Raw genomic sequence first — 16853 nt, 5'->3', positions numbered from 1 at the left:
GGCCAGCTGGCCCAGGAAAAAAACTCGGCGCTTCAGGCGCTTGCCGTCGGCATTGCGCATGAGATGCGCAACCCGCTTGGGCAGGTGCGCTACAATCTCGACGCGATCCAGGATGAGTTGCCGGCATACTATACCGGGAGAGCATCCGGTGAGATCAGCGAAGAGGTTCTCGCCAAGATCTACGCCGGCATAGCGCAGGGTCAGATGGCCGTGAACAGGGGGGTGCAGGTCATCGATATGATTCTCGAAGAGGTCAGAAACGAGGACCCGTTCAGGAGCGGCAGCACCTACCTTTCTGCAATGGCGGTAACCCGCAAGGCGCTCGATGAATACGGGTATGAGTCCGACGAAGAGCGCCGGAAGGTGCATTTTTCAAGCGAAGACGACTTCATGTTCAAGGGCGTTGAATCGATGTATGTTTTTGTGATCTTCAACCTCGTCATGAACGCCCTGTATTTTTTGCGGCTCGATCCGAAAGGGGGGATTTTCATCAAAACCCGAAGGGGTGAGCGCATGAACGGCGTGATCGTCAGGGATACCGGCCCCGGTATAGCAAAAGATAATCTCACAAGAATTTTCGATCCGTTCTTCACTTCCGGAAAAAAGGGAGGAACCGGTCTCGGTCTGGCCTACTGCAAACGGGTCATGCGGCTGTTCGGGGGTGATATAACCTGCGAATCCGTACAGGGCGAGTATACGGAATTCACCCTGGGCTTTCCGGTTGTCAACGAGGAAGAGCTGGCTCGTTTCGAAGAGCAGCTCTACAGCGACAACCGTTCGGTTTTCAAGGGTAAACGCATTCTCCTGGCCGACCATGACGGCGAGCGCAGAAAGCGGGTTACGAGTCTGCTCGGTCCTCTTGGCGTTGAGATTGAAGAAACGGAAGATGGTGGGGATGTGCTCGGAAAGATATCGGCAGGGCACTACGACCTGCTGCTTTGCGAGATGGAGCTGCCCGTCAACGACGGGTGCCGGCTGACCGCCCTCCTGAACGGGAACAACGGGGTCAACCCGTTCCTGCCCGTAGTGGCCTACTCGGCAGAACCCTCCTATCTCTATTTCGGAAGGGCTGAAAAGTCCGGAATAGCGGAGCTGCTGTCCCTTCCGTTAATGCTCCAGCCGATGGTTTCGGCGCTATCGGCAGCGCTTTCTTTAAAAGGCAGGCAGTTCGAGAAGAAAGACCTTTCGGAAAAGAAAGTACTGCTTGTTGACGACTCTTCGGTCAACCGGACCGCAGTCAGGGGCATGCTGCAGCATCTCGGCATAACCCATGTGGTCGAAGCCTCCAATGGAATCGACGCGCTGGAAATCATTGAAAAAATGGCACTGGATCTGCTGCTGCTCGATATACAGATGCCGGTGCTCGACGGCCTCGAGGTTACGCGGCGCATCCGGAAAGGCAGTTCACTGAACGGATCGGTTCCGATTATAGCCATGAGCGGTGAATCGGACAGCGCCATTATCGAAGAAGCGATGCAGAGCGGCATGAACGCCTATCTCGTCAAGCCGGTCGACCGCCTGCTCATCCAGCAGAAAATCCTGCAGATCGTCTGAGCGCATAATGTATTCAGCGTTTTACATCAGAAGCCGGTTGACGGGGCTGGCAGATTGTCAAGCTCTCGCAAAGAAGGCCGTGTTCGAATACGGTCTCTCGCGGGCCGAAACGGCGCGGCATCTTGGCGTGACCTCCAATGCCGTGAGTTATATGCTCGGGAGTAAATAAAGCCGGAGGCATAGCCTCAGGTATTGTGTTCAGGGATCAGCGTTATGAATTTCGTCGTTGATGTACAGAAACTCAAAGGTGTAATACTCATGTCGCCGTCAACCCCACCGCGCGAAGACCGCAAGATCATAACGGACGCTGAAAACGAGGCAGAGGCTTTGCTGTCGGAACCGGGACAGGCAAAAGGCCTGCGTTCTGATCCTGACTGGGTCAGCCATATCCCCGACGGGCTCTGGCTGAAACCCGAGGAGATGGCTGCTTCCGAAGCCCGAATCATATGGCAGGCCCTCGACCTTGCCCCCGGCAGGGAGGTTCTTGACTGTCCGTGCGGGGACGGACGTGTCGGCATCCATCTGGCCCGACGCGGCATCCGGTACACCGGGCTGGACATCAACCCCCGTTTTATCCGGCGTGCAGGAGAACGCTTTGCCGCAGAAGGGCTGGAGGGTGCTCTCCTCCTGAGAGACATGCGGGAGCTGGACTATGAGGGGAGATTCGAGGCCGTGGTGAACTGGTTCAACAGTTTCGGCTACTACGACGTCGAGACGGATTTTCTCGTTCTGCAGCGTCTTGCCATGGCCCTTCGTCCCGGAGGGCGGCTGATCATCGAAGCTCCGAATCCTGTCGAGGTGGCCGCCGATACGGAGCAAAAACTCGATATTGAGGGTATCGAGGTTGTCAAGCAATGGGATGAACCCTCCAGAAGAGTGCTGTACATCCTGAACAGGCTGGAGGAGAACGGACGGACTGTCAGGGTGGTGAGCGGGGTCCGCCTTTACTCCCTTTCCGAGTACCGGCGGCTTTTCCTGCTGGCCGGTCTTGAGCTGGAACAGGTTTACGACGAGCTACTGGGGGAGTACACGGAGCGTTCCCGAAGGATGATCCTCCTTGGCCGAAAACCCCGGCATCCGGACATTGCCGAATCCGGTTAGGCTAATCGAAGATCGCATTCCCGGGAGGAATGCGCAGTCACACCAGTGCAATGCCGCGGACTGTTTTCAGGCTGACGGAATACCAGAGCCCTCTGATGAAATGGATGCATACCAGCGAGACCAGCGCTCCCTCGATACCGAAAAACCAGATCGCGACGGGAGTCGCGACAGTGCTGATCACGAGGATTTTGCCTGAAATCGCGGAGGCTTCCCTGGCATAACCGGTTAATCTGAGAAACGGTGATGCAAGTCGCAGGATGGCGTTGATGGAGGTGCCGACGAGAATGAAGTTGAACCAGTTCCTGTAGGCAATCATGTCACTGTGAAACCATCCGAGTATCGACTCGGCATTAACGATAAGTATCGAAGTGGTGAAGATGTTTATGAGCAATAACCACAGGGCGTTGCTCGAATAATATTTCTGCAGGGCCTCCCTGTCGTTTTCAATCGTGGAAATGCGCGATGATATGAAATAGAGTATTGCGCTGAAATTGACCCAGATTATCGAAGAGATAAAAACCAGCAGCGAAAAGGCGCCAACGGATTTTTCGTTGCTGTGAAGCAGTTCCAGACTCCAGATTTCGATGACCGATACGAAATTGTTTGACAGATCCGTAATCAGCATCGGTATGCAGGCGGATCTCCATTCCGATATGCAGAGCTGCAGTTTTTCGCCGAAAAAATCGAACGGTATCGATTTCAGGCTCAGCCAAGACTGCACCGTGATGGTCAGCAGCAGACTTGACAGAAGCAGGGCGATCGCCTCGTATTCGTTGATGGTTGCATTGAAATAAATCCAGATGCAGATACCACCCAGAAACAGCAGGGGTTTCAGCAGTTCGGTGGTCAGGCTTGACAGGTACCGGCGATGCATGGCCAGCAGTAATGCCCCCAGGATCGTGAATACGGAGAGCGCAGGGGTCAGAATCATCGCGAAGTATGATTCGTGGAGGAGTTTTTCGAGATGATAACGGCGGAGAAAATAATCGACAGCGAGAGACAGGCTTCCGGCGCAAATGCAGATGATGAGGGTGAGTTTCAGGTAATAGGCGATGTATCCCTTGATTTTTTTCCACTCCCTGTTCTCAAGATATTTTGGAATGAAACGGTTGAGGCCTGAATCGCCTCCCAGAATGAATATTACCGAAAAAAGCGTGGCGACGCTGACCGCCACATTGAAATCGCCGAGGCCGTCGAGATCGAGATTTCCGGTAAGAAATTTGTTCGTGACGTATTCGGCTGTAAAACCGGCATACAGTATTGCCAGCAGGATGATGTTCTTCATGACGCAATAGTTCCTGTTCCTGAATCCCCTGTGGAAAAGCGCACGATCACCGGAGTTGATCAGCCGGGCACGACGTTGTACGGCTGGCGGATGTTCAGCGTGTACAGCGAACGCTTTCCATCATGTTTCTCCTTCGCCGAGCGGGTGAAAATCAGGCCGACAGGGAGGTATTGCAGTGTTTCGGTCATATAGTTGGAGCTGCTTTCCGTATCGATGATGATCGAACCGTTTTTTCGCACCTCTTCCAGGATATGGGTATAAAGCAGCATCTCGCGCAGGGCGGCGGGAACAACGGGTTCCGTGAACACAATGGGTTCCGCTGACTCGATTATCACGTTCTGCCGGTAGACTTTCTCCTGTTCCACAAAAGAGTGGATGAGCGGCCCGCACTTGCATGCCTTGTCAAGCCACCATTCCACCTCTTCCGGAGCGGTGATTGTTTCCAGCTGGTCTGGAAATGTTTCCGAAAACGAGTTCCGGATACCGTAAACGAGCGCTCCGAATTTCCGGTCGAGCGAACCGGTACGGGCATTGATGTTATAACAGCCCATGTGTTCCCGGAGCTGCCCGGTCATATCCTCTGAAGCCCTGGCCAGGGTTGCGAACAGCTGCCGGGGATCGCGCTGATAATGCTGGTGTACGAAACGGGCCATATCGATCAGGTGCTCGGGATCGCCCGTTTCGCCGGTATAGCCCCAGAACTCCCAGTCGATTTCGACACCGTGTTCCGCAAGAGGCGAGAAAACCCTGCCAAGGGTTTCGGCTACGGCCCCGAAACGCGCTCCTGCAGTGGGCAATAACTCGCCTGAGCAGTGCCAGAGCTTGCCGCTCGAATCACGCCGGTACTGGTAGCTGGGGCAGACAAGACTGGTCAGGCGAACCTTACCCCGGCCTGCCTGATCGGCCAGCTCGCCGAGGGCAAGGCTCAGAAACAGGGTGTCGTTATCCCTCTTCTGCATGGAGGCGATGCCCAGAAGCGCAGGGACAACTTCCCTGAGCAGGGTAACGGCAAGGGGCTCGTTCCACTTCGGCCAACGGCTCATGGCCTCAAGGAGCGGCAGGTAGATCCGTTCCGAGAGAGCCCGTGCCTTGAGCTGGGCGCTGAAAACCGGAGGAGAGACAAGCGGGCCGAGAAAGCTCTTTCCCAGCAGCGACGGAACAGCCTGGTAGTAGAATCTGAGGCTGCCCTTGAGCGTGGTCGAGGGTTTTCCCGTAATCCGCTCCAGGAGTCCAAGAAGCTCTTCGGTCCGCTCAGACCGGGTTCTGGCAGGGCTGGAAGTCGGTGTATGCATACAGTTTGTTCTCGAAATTTCGAAACGTGTATTTGCCGTCTTCTTTATCGATCACGTATTCCGGCGACAAGGGGACCTTGCCGCCGCCGTTTTCCATGTCTATCACCAGTTGCGGGGTTGCCATGCCGCTCATCCAGCCCTGGATGGAATGGATGATCTCAAGCCCGGTTTCCAGGCTGGTCCGGAAATGGCCGGTGCCTGTTACCATGTCGGGGATAAACAGGTAGTAGGGTTTTACCCGCATCCCGAGAAGCTTGCGCAGCAATTCCTTCATCACCTCCGGGCTGTCGTTCACGCCCCGCAGCAGTACCGACTGATTGCCGAGCTGAATGCCTGCGTCGGCCAGCATGGAGCAGGCCTTCTGCGACCGGGGGGTGATTTCGGCCGGGCAATTGAAATGCACATTGATATAGAGGGGGTGATACTTTTTCAGCATGGAGCAGAGTTTTTCGGTAACCCGCTCCGGATCGACGCAGGGGATGCGGGTGCCGATCCTGATAATGTCGATATGGGGGATATTTCTTACTGCCCTGATAACGTTCTCAAGACTTTCCAGAGGAAGGGTGAGCGGATCGCCGCCTGAAATCAGCACATCATGCACCTCCTCATGATCATTGAGATACTCCTCGACCCTGGCAAGCTCCTCATTGGTGATGGCTGTGGTCCTGTCGCTGATATTGCGTTTTCTGGTACAGAAACGGCAGTACATGGCGCAGTTGTTGGTCACGACAAGCAGTACCCGGTCCGGATAGCGGTGGTGCAGACGGGGCAGAGGGGAGTGATCGTCCTCTTTCAGAGGGTCAGACTGGCCTGATGCATCGGTCAGTTCCTCTTCGGAGGGGATGCACTGCCTGTATATCGGGTCGCCCGGTTCCCTGATCAGCCCGAGGTAATAAGGGGTAACCCGCATGGGATACTTTCGGGCTACCGTTCTGATAACCTCACGGTGCTGTTCGGTGAAGAATGGTATGCCGGCAAGGGCGGCCTGGCTGCACATGTTCTGCATCTTAAAACGCTGCCTCCATGAAAGCGGGATCGAAATTCGGGAATCGATGCCCGAGTTTTTCAGTTATCTGCTCTTTGCTGCCGACGGTTTCTTCCATAACCGAGCAATACTCGTCCATGGCCCGATGGAACAGGTATTCAAAATCGCGTTTTGTCAGGCGCGTTGTTTCATAGGTTGGCTGGTTGCGGCCATCATAATTGCTGTAATCCGGATCGACCCAGGTGATGTCGTATTGCTCTCTCCGCTCGTAAAACGAGGTGCCAGGGTAACCCACCAGCATGTTGATTTCAGCTGTGCTGGACAGACCGGAGCGAAGCCAGCTGCACATCGTGTCTATGGTCTGGCGGGCTGTTTCGTAGGTTTCGAGGGGAGAACCGATGAGCCAGTAGGTATGGGTTTCTATGCCCTCTTTCCTTGCGTATTCAAGCATGCGCATAACCTCGGGGAGCATGATGTTTTTGCCCATGATTCCGAGCAGCTCCTGATTGCCGCTTTCAACACCCACGTGCAGACAGCGGCAGTCAGCTTCACGCAGTCTGCGGAAATGCTCCCTTGTGGCTCCGGGGTTGACCCTGGTCTGCGCCTCCCAGTGCATTTCCGGCTGTAACGAACCCATCTGCCCGGCAATATCCATGGCATGGCCGAGATGATGAAGAAAGTCATGGGTGCCCAGGTAAAAGAATCGGCTGTTACGCTGTTCCATCAGGTAGGTAACCTCCTCTTTGAACCGCTCCGGATTCTGGCCTGTAACCTTGGGTTTCCAGAAATCCGCGCACCAGACGCAGTCGTTGGTGCAGCCGGTGAGAGGCGTTACCCTCGAAATGGGGATCGACAGACGCTTCTCTCCGCCCAGCTCCCGGCTGGTAAAGTTGTCTTCCAGATGTTCATAGCCGATTAGCGGCAATACGGAACGGTCCATGCGGGGCCTGTCCGGGGTTTTGAGGATTTTACCCTTTTCCGTGAAGCTGATTCCCGCCACGTTGTGGAGCGATTTCCGCTGCTCCATGGCCCGGAGCAGTTCCAGGGTGGTCTCCTCTCCCTCCTTGTGCACCAGGATGTCGAAAACCGACTCGCGCAGTACCTCCTCGTAGCGTACCCATGCATGGTTGCCGCCCAGGATCAGGGGGATCTGAGGGTACTCCTCTCTGATGCGCCGGGCCATGCGTGCCGCGGTTCCGTAGCTGGCGGTGATCGAGCTGAAGCCGATGGCATCGAACTCATCCGCCCGTTCGAGAATTTTCCGGAGAAGAACCCCTTCCCGGTCCACCTCTTTGCCCTCCGGGCTTATCGGGCCGAAATAGGAGCATTCGATGCCGTTCTGCTCGAGATAGGAGACAAGCTGCAGGAGGCCCAGATGGACCGGTTCCAGCATCCAGAAACGGGAGAAATCCTGCTCGTCGAGATGCCTGAATACCGTGAAGGCCCGGGCTGCAAAAAGATGAAAATAGTAGAGCCGCTGCATATGGCTCAGGGGAACCGCCGGAACCGGCGGGGCGACAAATGCGACTTTCACTGCGCTTCTTTTTGTTGGGAGTTGAATTGCCTGTCTTCCGTAAATCTGAAGCAGCCCGGATCGGGAGCGGTCAGGCTGCCCCATGTTGCATAAGCCACAGCCCGACAGCCGTAGCAGCGGCTGCGTTCCGGGCAGGTTCCGCAGGAACCTTCAAGACTGAGGTCAAGGGTGCGGCATTGCTCGAGGATTCCTGATTTCCGCCATATCGCAGTGATGGACTCGTTGCGCAGGTCGCCAACCTCGATGTCGAGGGATGAACAGGGGCGCACCTTTGCATCGGCTCCGATATAGCAGCCTGCCTTGAGCCGGTTGCAGGGAGTGTTTCCGGAAAAGGGCACTGCTGCAGGCTGATCGCCGGCTTCCCGCTCCAGGAAACGTTTCAGATCGTCCGGGGACGGTACGTTGTCCGCCTGCAGGCCGCCGACCGGGATAGCCCGGTTCAGGACAAACCCGCACCCTTTCTGCCGTGCGAATTTGCGCAGGTCGTCCAGTTCACCGAAGTTTTCCCTGGAGCCAAGAGCATGCAGGGCAAACATTGGGTAGCGGTCCGCGTGATAACCGGCAGCCTTCAGTTCCTCGAGCGTTTCGACAATTGCCCGGTGCTCACCCTTGCCACCCGAAAGACAGGAGAATTTTCCGGGATCGAGGGTGGAGAGGCTGACGGCTACGTTTATTTCGGCATCCGCCAGTTTTCCGGCAAGCGTCCTGTCGATGAGGGAGCCGTTGGTGACCAGCTGCACCATCACCCTGTTTTCGCGAAGGTAATGCACAACATCCCAGAAATGCGGCCAGAGCAGGGCCTCGCCACCGGTCAGCTCGACTTTGCGCAGGCCCAGACGAAGCGATTCGTCCAGGGCTTTTCCGATCAGACCGTAATCCAGGTCGGTTACGGCATAGTCTTTCTTGGAGCAGTACACGCAGGCGAAGTTGCATCGGGTCGTGCAGGATACGGTGAGGTAGGCAAGCTGTCCCGGATATTCGAGCTCGGTATATTCCCAGGGATTCAGGTTGTTCATGACTGTCTCCCGTTTGCGGCATCGGCAATTGCCCTGGTTGTAAGGTCATAGGCAAAGGACTTGAACGAGCCGGTTTTACGGCGGGCAATCGAAAAACAGCTGTTATGGCAGCGGGCGGGACCTTCCCAGTGCCGGCAACCCTCGCACTGTTCCGGGGTTTCAGAGAGGGCCTGCCTGCGCAGTCCGCTATGCTCCCAGATTTCCCCCAGGGATGCGGTGTTCAGGTTGCCGATGGTTTCGCTGTGGTCCCAGAATCCGCAGAGCAGCACGTCGCCTGTAGCGTTGACGTGGACATAATCGAAACCGCAAGTGCACTCGACCCAGATAATGTTCGGATGCGGTTCGTAGAGTTCGGGATATTTGCAGCGAACCATCGGCGAGCAGCAGATCCGCACAGGAATCCTGCCGTTTCTTGCCTTCCGGGTCAGCCGCATGAATACGTCGATCATCTCCTCCATGTCCGGATACAGTCCGAAAACCTCGTCATAGGTCGCAACCAGACATTGTGCTCCCATGATGATGTTCCGGCCGTCAGTGGCTACGCTTTGGGCGTAATCATAGAGCGCTTCAAGCTCGTGGATGTTGTGCCGGGTCACCGTCGCTTCCAGATCGACGGTTATTCCCTGATCCGCCAGGAAGAGTGCGTTTCTTTTGAGCCGTTCCAGGTTTTCCGCTCCGGTTCCTTCGGGAAAGCCGCGCAGGAACTCGAGCCGTTCAGGAACAAGCGTATCGAAGGAGACGCAGGCAAACTGCAGGCCTCCCTCGGCCAGCCTCCGGGCCCATTGCTGGTCGATGTTCCTGCAGTTTGTGTTGATACGGTTTTTGACGCCATACCTGCCGGCGATTTCCATGGCCTGAAGCAGGTAGTTTTTCGACCTGTCCGTCATGGTGACCTCTCCGCCCTCGAACCATACCCACTCCGGCTTTTCTTCCGCCAGGGTTTTTTCTACGATTTCAAGGGGAAGCCATTTGTTGAATTCCGGAAGATTCTGATCGTACGCACAATACACACAGCTGGCATTGCACGCCTGCAGCAGCTGGAATTCTATGACCCTGAACCGGCTCATGGTTTTGGCCTCCTTCCGGAGGATCTCCACTGGTACGGAGTATTTGTCAGGGTACTGGATGGCAAAGAGCGGTCCGGCTCCGGAAAGAGCGGAGAAAACCCGATGTACGTTATCATACTGATCATTATGGGGGATGTGTGTCAACCGCTCTGCGATAAACCGGACAAGCGTATCGCGAGTGGATTCGTTGGGGATAATTTACATATTTAAAAAGTAGTTTGCCAGAACTTGCAGCCGTAAAAATGATTTACGGTCCCGGCCATCATGTCGGCCTCCAGACCGTGGGATGTTGCATCGGATACTGAAAAGTCGGGTTATATGTCGTATTTTGCCGCTGGATATATCGATTGAAACTCGAACGATCATCATCAGCCATGAGGGTGTGTACTTCGGCAAACTGGTGGCCTGCATCCATCTCGATGGGCAGGGCCGGTCGAAATGCCGGGTGTCAGTCTGGCGACCGTACCCGTGGAAGGGGATACGACAGGATGAACCGGCACTGCGTGCCGCACGTTTTCTGATGAAAGGAAGGATATCCGGCAGGGAGGGCATCTTATCCGGAACTGCATCCTTTTTCGCAGGTAATTCTTTTATGAGTTTATTGGCAGATTGATTATGACCAATCCCTGGCTGGAAATCCCGCTTGCGGACTACGAGTCCCACATGTCGCTGCCCGCAATCGCTCAGGCGGAAATGCTGGCAGTGCAGTTCTCTGATGCCTTGCGGCGGTTTTCGCCGGAGTCCGTTGCGGTTATCGGTTGTGCCGGCGGCAACGGCTTCGACGGAATTCCGCCCGAGACGAAGCGAGTGGTTGGCGTGGACATCAACCCGGACTACATCGCTTCGGCGTCGTTCCGTTATCAGGGGCGTATTCCGGGCCTCGAATTCCATGTTGCCGACATCGGGTCCGGTCCGCTGCCTTTCTGTCCCGTCGATCTTATTTACGCGGCTCTGGTATTCGAGTATGTTCCGCTTCCTGCTGCGCTGGGCAATTTATCGCGCGTGTGCAGCCCCGACGGTCGTCTGGTTACGGTTCTGCAGCACCCCTCGCCGCATGTGCATGCGGTTTCGCCGTCGCCGTATACGAGCGTTCAGGCACTTGTACCGCTCATGCGCCTGATTTCCCCCGGTGAGCTTGCCGGGTGTGCCGCTGCATCCGGTTTCGACCTGGAGAGCGAGCAGGCGCTGGTCCTGAAGTCGGGAAAAGAGTTCACCGTTCAGGTCTATCGTCATGCTGTAGGGTAGATTTCCCGAAGAGTACAACAGGTAGGGTTCGCTGCACCGGAAAGTCGGTCGGCGGGTCTCGTTTTCATGTCGTGATCCGCCAGTGCATGCTCGGCTTGGCGAAAGAGCGGTTCACATCTTCCAGTCTGAAGTCCAGCCCGTAGAACTCTTTGTAAAAAGCGCCCGCCTCGGCTTCGATGTCGAAGCCGAAGATATCCGGATGCAGGCATGTTGCGATGTGCATCAGTCCCAGTATCCATCTCGGACTGCCGAAATCGATGCAGGGGATCGGATGGTTGTAAACCCGCCTGTTTATCACCGCATCGGCAGTTATTCCCAGTTCGTCGCAATATTCGTAAAATTCGTCAAGGGGTGTCTGCATAAACGATGAAATGAAAATCACTTCCGGGTTGAGGGCGTTCAGCTTTTCAGCAGATGTCTTCATTCCCGGACGACCGGTGCATGCAAGTATTCTGTTTATACTGACGCCTCCGGCCATCTCGACCAGCGTATTTTCCAGCCGTTCGCATTCCAGGGAAAAGAGCGGCGTTCCCATTACATAGTATACCCTTGGCTTATCCTTCAGGTGTTCGGTTTTCGCCAGGATGAGCCGGATGCGATCGCGCATGTATGCGGTGAGCTTTTCGGCCTCTTTCTCTTTTCCTGTCCTGGATCCGAACCGGTGTATGGCGCCGGCATACGATTCAAAGTTCTGGATGCTGCCGTGCAGTTTCTGCAGTCCGTTCTCCTGCAGCATCTCTTCCCAGCATCCGGCAATCGATTTCTGGTCCTTGACGCCGATGGCGGCCAGCGTTCCCTCGATTATCTCCAGCGCCCTGGTAAAGGGGTAGCCACCTTCAAAGTCGTTTTCATTGTAGGATCCGTTCGAGAGGGTTCCCCTGACGGCGAGCCTGCAGCCGCACTTCGGGCAGTGCTTTTCATCGGCGGAGATCGATGCCCTGCGGAGTTTCGAGCCCATGGGTCCGTAGAAGTCGCGTTCGTAGATGAGTTCTCCGCACTGTGGGCAGCAGGTGTTGATGCACTCGCTCCCCGGTGAATTGAAAAGGTAGACATAGTTCAGCACCGTCCAGGCATTTCGGTGGATGTTTTCGGATTCCCTTATGGTGGGCTCGGTGCCGATGTCCGAGTCATCCAGCGGGATGAAGCGCATGATCTGAAGCGGTATGTCGCGGGATATGTCCGAGAGGGTACGGGCTATCTCCATTACCTTGTGATCCTCGTCTTTCTTGTGCATGCAGGCTACCTCGACATGGACGCCCTTTTCATGGAAGTAGCCGATGTTTCTCAGTACGGGCTTGTATCCCGGGCCGGCCCCGCAGTTTCTGTAGTCCTCGTCGGACAACCCCTTGATGCCGATGTTGATGAAGTCGAGAAAGGGCGACAGGGCGCTTGCCGACTCCTCGGTGAAATAGCCGTTCGACGAGCACCCTGCAAGCAGTCCGTGGCGCTTTGCCGTTTTTGCGATCTCCAGAAAGGTATAATAGGATGCAAGCGGATCGTTCATAAGGAACGCGATGCCCGAGCAGTTCTCTTCCAGCGCTTTTTGTACGATCTCCGGAGGGGTAAGCTTCTTCAGCGCCCTGCTCTCGGAGCTCACCTCTTTGGCTACCACGGTTGCCACACATCCTGAGCAGTCGAAATTGCATCCCGTTGTGCTTATCTGGAGAAATTTCGCTCCCGGGTAAAAATTCATGATCGGCATCGTCTCCGCCGATATGGGACATACCAGGAGATAACTGTCCGGATAGATCTCCCGCAGCGTGCCGTTTTCATTGCGATACCGCCCGCATCCTCCTGTTTTCGATTCGGGAACGAAGCATCTTTTTTCGCAGACAGTACATTTCATGGCTGGTGTCATCAGGGTAGGCAAGTGCAGGAACGTAAATATGTTTTCGTTATGTAATATATAACATAACGATACTCAAGACCAAACCCTTTCGATTTCCGGGTTTCGGTATCACAGGGCCGAATGCAGCACCTCGACAATGTCCTTCTCGCTCATGGCCGGGCGGCCGGGGAGGCGTCCGTCGGCGCCCCGGGCGACAAGCAGCGTATCCTTCGCATACCGTTCGAGCAGGGTGCCTCCTATGCCGACCTCCGAAAGACGGGTAGGGCAGCCTATCGAGCGGAGAAATGCCTCGAACCGGTCGATGCCCTGTGCGGCGGCTTCGGCATCTTCGGGACGCTGCAGCGGCAGGCCGAAGAGCCGCTCCGAGAACTGTGCGAACCGTTCGGGGCGGGTTTTTGCCGCGAATCGCATCCATGCCGGGCCAACCACGGCCAGTCCCGCACCGTGCGCAATGTCGTGATGGGCTGAGAGCGAATGCTCGATCATGTGCACCGGGTAGGGCGACAGGGTGCCGATCTGCACCCAGCCGTTGAGAGCTACCACCGATGCCCACTGCACCTGAGCCCGGGCCTCGATGTCGAGCCCGTCGGCAACCGCTTTCGGCCCCCATTCCATGGCGGTGAGAATCACCCCTTCAGCAAAACGGTCCTGAAGCGGCGTGCCGTCCACGCCGTTGAAGTACGATTCGGTCACGTGAGTGATGAGGTCGCAGATGCCGTAAGCGGTCTGGTCCTGCGGCACGTTTGCCGTGAGTTCGGGATCGACGATGGCGGTCTGCGGATAGAGGCATCTGGCTGTGACGAACGACTTCACGGTGCTTTTTTCATCGGTGATGACCGCACCGCCGTTCATTTCGGAGCCGGTGGCTGCGAGGGTGGGCACGGTGACGATCGGCAGCGCGCGCTCCGGGAGCCTTCTGCTTGCCTGGCCGTGCGGAAACATCTCCCACAGGTCGCCTTCGTAAAAGAGCGCCGCAGCCATGACTTTCGACGCGTCCATCACGCTGCCGCCGCCGAGGGCCACCACAACGTCACACCCTTCGCGGCGGGCGATTTCCGCGCCTCGGTGTACCGTTGACAGCCGGGGATTGGGCTCGACGCCCGAGCATTCAGCTACAGCGATACCTGAGGCTTTCAGGCTCGAAACCGCCCGGTCGAAGGTGCCGTTGCGCCTGACGCTTCCTCCGCCGGTCACGAGCAGCGCTTTTTTCCCGTGTGCGCCCACCATTTCGCCCAGTCTGGAGAGCGATCCTGCGCCGAAAACAAGATGCGTCGGGTTCCGGAATTCGAATTTCATGCTGTTCTCCATGATGGATGTTGCCCTGAATAATTCATGAGAAACCTCAGCACAGGATTGTTGAGGCATAAATCGAGATGAACGGAGCCGGTTTGCAGGCCATACAGGGTCGGCATACCGTCCCTGCGGGAAAAAGGGAAAACGCTGAATATCTTTTCCTGTCCTCCGGCTTGTCGGGATGATCAGGGCATGATCACCGTTCTGTTTATACCGGAAAATAGGCTATTTCGATTGTTTTTCCGTTCTTTTCGAACCATGGGCGCCGTATGGCTGAACAACCGGTTGCCGGACTTCGGCACCGGCAGGAAGCGGAAGCAACGAAGGATTTTGCCCGATGAGGCTACTTCCGGATGAGGGTTCTGATTTCAGCGGTCCATGCGGAGAGGACAAGCAGCGGGTTCGCGTTACGGTCGATGGCGCGTATGGCCTCTTCGGTTACGGTTGAGATAGCGAAGAAGTCCGTACGGGGGAAACTGCTGGTGAACCGGTCGACTGCCGGGGAGATATCCGGGTTGTTGAGCCCCTTGAAGCCGGGTACGATCAGGCGGTGGTTGACATCCTGGAAGAAGAGCAGAAGGGAGCCGAGAAAGAGGACGACCTCCGGCTTCGAAAAGTTTTTCGCGTGGTTTTCACAGGCCGTCAGCGCCTCATGGAAGCGTTTCGGGGTAAGCACGAGGCGGAGGTAGTCGATTGCCTGGTTGCGCAGCAGGACGGCCGGAATCCCCTCGCTGCTGCCGCTCCGGCTCATCAGCTCCCAGGCAAGGGCAAGATTGCCGCGCGAGAAGTTCACGGTAAAGCCGAGCTCGGGTTCCGTTATATCGGGCCGGTTTTCCTGAAGCCATTGGCGCAGTTCCTGCGGAGAGGTTCGCTGGAAGCGGATCTGCTGGCAGCGGGAACGGATGGTGGGCAGTACCGCTTCGGGGCGCGACGATACAAGGATGAACATGATGTGGCCGGGCGGTTCTTCAAGCAGTTTGAGCAGCTTGTTTGCGGCCGCAGGGTTCATCCTGTCGGCCTGCGAGATGATGAATATTTTCCGGCTCCCTTCCGAGGGCATGTAGAGCGCTTTCTGCTGCAGTGCGACGATCTGCTCGCTGAGAATTCCCATGGAGCGGTCCATCGAGGGAGTGAGGTAGGGATTCAGCTTTTTTTCTTCGATGAGCGCTTCATAGCGTTCCCTGGCCTCAGTGAATTTTTTGTTCTCTTTTTTTACGCCTTCACCGGCGTCGAGCAGCGCAGCCTCTACCGGAAAAACATATTCGATGTTCTGGTGCATGAAGGTGTCGATCTGCACGCAGTCGGGGCAGGTTCCGCATGAACCGGTTTCGGGATTTTCCCGGCTGTTACGGCAGTTGAGCACGCGGGCGAGCTCGAAGGCGATGCTCTCTTTTCCGGACGCTTCAGGGCCTGTGAAGAGGTAGGCATGAGCGAGACGTCCGGATTCGATTGCGTTCTGCAGAACCCTGATCTGCTGTTTCTGGCCGATAATGGTTTTCCAGCTCATGCCATCCTTTTGAGGGTTCAGATGAAGGTCAGCCAGTTGTAGGGATCTTCACCGGTCTTGACGATTTTCAGGTAGTGGTGCTGCAGGGCTTCGGTGATCGGACCGCGTTTTTCGTTGCCGATCGGGTATTTGTCGATGCTTCTGACCGGCGTGATTTCCGCTGCCGTGCCGGTAAGGAAAACCTCGTCTGCAATGTAGAGCGCTTCACGGGGAATCATGGTCTCCCTGACCTCGTAGCCGAGCTCCCTGGCGATATGCATGACCGCGTAACGGGTGAAGCCCGGAAGAATCGACTGGGCCGACATAGGGGTATGGATAACACCGTCGCGGATGACGAAGATGTTTTCGCCGCTGCCTTCGGAGACGTAACCGTTCGTGTCGAGCGCAAGCCCCTCGGCATAGTTGTCCATGAGCGCTTCCATCTTGATGAGCTGGGAGTTCAGGTAGTTGCCCCCGGCTTTTGCCCATGAGGGCAGGGTGTTCGGTGCAAGGCGGTTCCACGATGAGACGCGGACGTCAACGCCGGTTTCAAGCACATCCTCGCCGAGATAGGTGCCCCACTCCCATGTGGCGATGGCAACCTCGATAGCCGCCAGATAGGGGTTGACGCCGAGTGCTCCCTGGCCGCGGTAGACAAGCGGCCTGATGTAGCAGGATTTATGGCCGTTGGCCCGAATGGTGCTGATGATGGCATCCTTGAGCTCCTGTTCGGAATAGGGTATTTCGATACGGTATATCTTTGCCGAGTCTCTGAGCCTTTTGATGTGTTCGTCGAGGAAAAGGACTGCCGAGCCTTTTGCCGTTTCATAGCAGCGGATGCCTTCGAATATTGACGATCCGTAATGAACGACATGCGACAGAATGTGGATTTTTGCATCACTCCAGTCGATCAGCTCGCCGTTCATCCAGATTTTTTCAGACTTGTTCATGGTGAAGTCGTTGGGTGTTTAGCATTACCGGTACAAACCTGAAAGATATACGGTTTTGCCTTTTTTAAAAGAAGAATGTCGAAGAGTGTGGGCCGGGAAGAGAGTGCGCGCTTAGCGGGGAAGCGTGTGAGCGGGAGAAGATGGATGACGGGGCGGACTGAAAGTTGTGTCGGTAAAAAAAACAGCGGGCAGTAAC

Annotated in this window: 13 protein-coding genes; 3 read left to right on the top strand and 10 right to left on the bottom strand. The window is 56.1% G+C overall.

What is annotated here, in order from left to right; translation table 11 throughout:
• Both WBP50_RS05025 and WBP50_RS05020 read left to right on the top strand, forming a co-directional pair.
• Positions 1–1554, top strand: a 1554-nt coding sequence (locus WBP50_RS05025) for a hybrid sensor histidine kinase/response regulator (RefSeq protein ID WP_423932133.1), incomplete at its 5' end; no start/stop codon positions are given.
• 213 nt (positions 1555–1767) lie between these two features.
• Positions 1768–2655 carry an SAM-dependent methyltransferase gene (locus tag WBP50_RS05020; RefSeq protein WP_423932131.1) on the top strand — a complete coding sequence of 296 codons (888 nt, stop codon included), beginning with the start codon at positions 1768–1770 and terminating at the stop codon, positions 2653–2655.
• 37 nt (positions 2656–2692) lie between these two features.
• Here WBP50_RS05020 and WBP50_RS05015 read toward each other — a convergent pair whose 3' ends face one another.
• From WBP50_RS05015 to WBP50_RS04990, 6 genes are read right to left on the bottom strand one after another with little or no spacing between them, the layout of a single operon-like run.
• Entirely contained in the window at positions 2693–3940 is a 1248-nt protein-coding gene (locus tag WBP50_RS05015; protein ID WP_423932129.1) for a lipopolysaccharide biosynthesis protein, read from the bottom strand.
• Between the two features lie 59 nt (positions 3941–3999).
• Positions 4000–5232: a hypothetical protein gene (locus tag WBP50_RS05010; RefSeq protein ID WP_423932128.1), complete on the bottom strand. Its 1233-nt coding sequence runs from the start codon at positions 5230–5232 to the stop codon at positions 4000–4002.
• The gene (locus WBP50_RS05005) at positions 5192–6238 is read right to left on the bottom strand and encodes a KamA family radical SAM protein (RefSeq protein WP_423932126.1); all 1047 of its coding nucleotides are present in this window, start codon (positions 6236–6238) and stop codon (positions 5192–5194) included. The genes WBP50_RS05010 and WBP50_RS05005 overlap by 41 nt, the downstream gene beginning before the upstream one ends.
• A gap of 1 nt (position 6239) precedes the next feature.
• Positions 6240–7751, bottom strand: a complete 1512-nt coding sequence (locus tag WBP50_RS05000) for a B12-binding domain-containing radical SAM protein (RefSeq protein WP_423932125.1) — start codon at positions 7749–7751, stop codon at positions 6240–6242.
• The gene (locus WBP50_RS04995; RefSeq protein WP_423932124.1) at positions 7748–8767 is read right to left on the bottom strand and encodes a radical SAM/SPASM domain-containing protein; all 1020 of its coding nucleotides are present in this window, start codon (positions 8765–8767) and stop codon (positions 7748–7750) included. The genes WBP50_RS05000 and WBP50_RS04995 overlap by 4 nt, the downstream gene beginning before the upstream one ends.
• Positions 8764–9864 (bottom strand): radical SAM protein, encoded by a 1101-nt coding sequence (locus tag WBP50_RS04990; protein ID WP_423932122.1) that lies wholly within the window; start codon positions 9862–9864, stop codon positions 8764–8766. The genes WBP50_RS04995 and WBP50_RS04990 overlap by 4 nt, the downstream gene beginning before the upstream one ends.
• Before the next feature lie 585 nt (positions 9865–10449).
• Between WBP50_RS04990 and WBP50_RS04985 the strand changes: the two genes are divergently transcribed.
• On the top strand, positions 10450–11079 hold the full coding sequence (locus tag WBP50_RS04985; protein WP_423932121.1) for a class I SAM-dependent methyltransferase: 630 nt from the start codon (positions 10450–10452) through the stop codon (positions 11077–11079).
• Positions 11080–11143: 64 nt separating this feature from the next.
• Here the strand turns inward: WBP50_RS04985 and WBP50_RS04980 are convergent, their stop codons facing one another.
• The 4 genes from WBP50_RS04980 to WBP50_RS04965 form a co-directional block, all read right to left on the bottom strand.
• Positions 11144–12925 (bottom strand): radical SAM protein, encoded by a 1782-nt coding sequence (locus WBP50_RS04980; RefSeq protein WP_423932119.1) that lies wholly within the window; start codon positions 12923–12925, stop codon positions 11144–11146.
• Between the two features lie 111 nt (positions 12926–13036).
• Positions 13037–14224 (bottom strand): iron-containing alcohol dehydrogenase, encoded by a 1188-nt coding sequence (locus WBP50_RS04975; RefSeq protein WP_423932117.1) that lies wholly within the window; start codon positions 14222–14224, stop codon positions 13037–13039.
• Positions 14225–14564: 340 nt separating this feature from the next.
• Complete coding sequence (locus WBP50_RS04970; protein ID WP_423932115.1) at positions 14565–15728, bottom strand: ATP-binding protein; 1164 nt, start codon at positions 15726–15728, stop codon at positions 14565–14567.
• Positions 15729–15745: 17 nt separating this feature from the next.
• Positions 15746–16657 carry a branched-chain amino acid transaminase gene (locus WBP50_RS04965; RefSeq protein ID WP_423932113.1) on the bottom strand — a complete coding sequence of 304 codons (912 nt, stop codon included), beginning with the start codon at positions 16655–16657 and terminating at the stop codon, positions 15746–15748.
• Positions 16658–16853 lie beyond the last annotated feature (196 nt).

Source organism: Chlorobium sp. (assembly GCF_049593655.1).
Taxonomy (GTDB): domain Bacteria; phylum Bacteroidota; class Chlorobiia; order Chlorobiales; family Chlorobiaceae; genus Chlorobium.
This window is presented reverse-complemented; position numbering and strand designations above follow the sequence as displayed.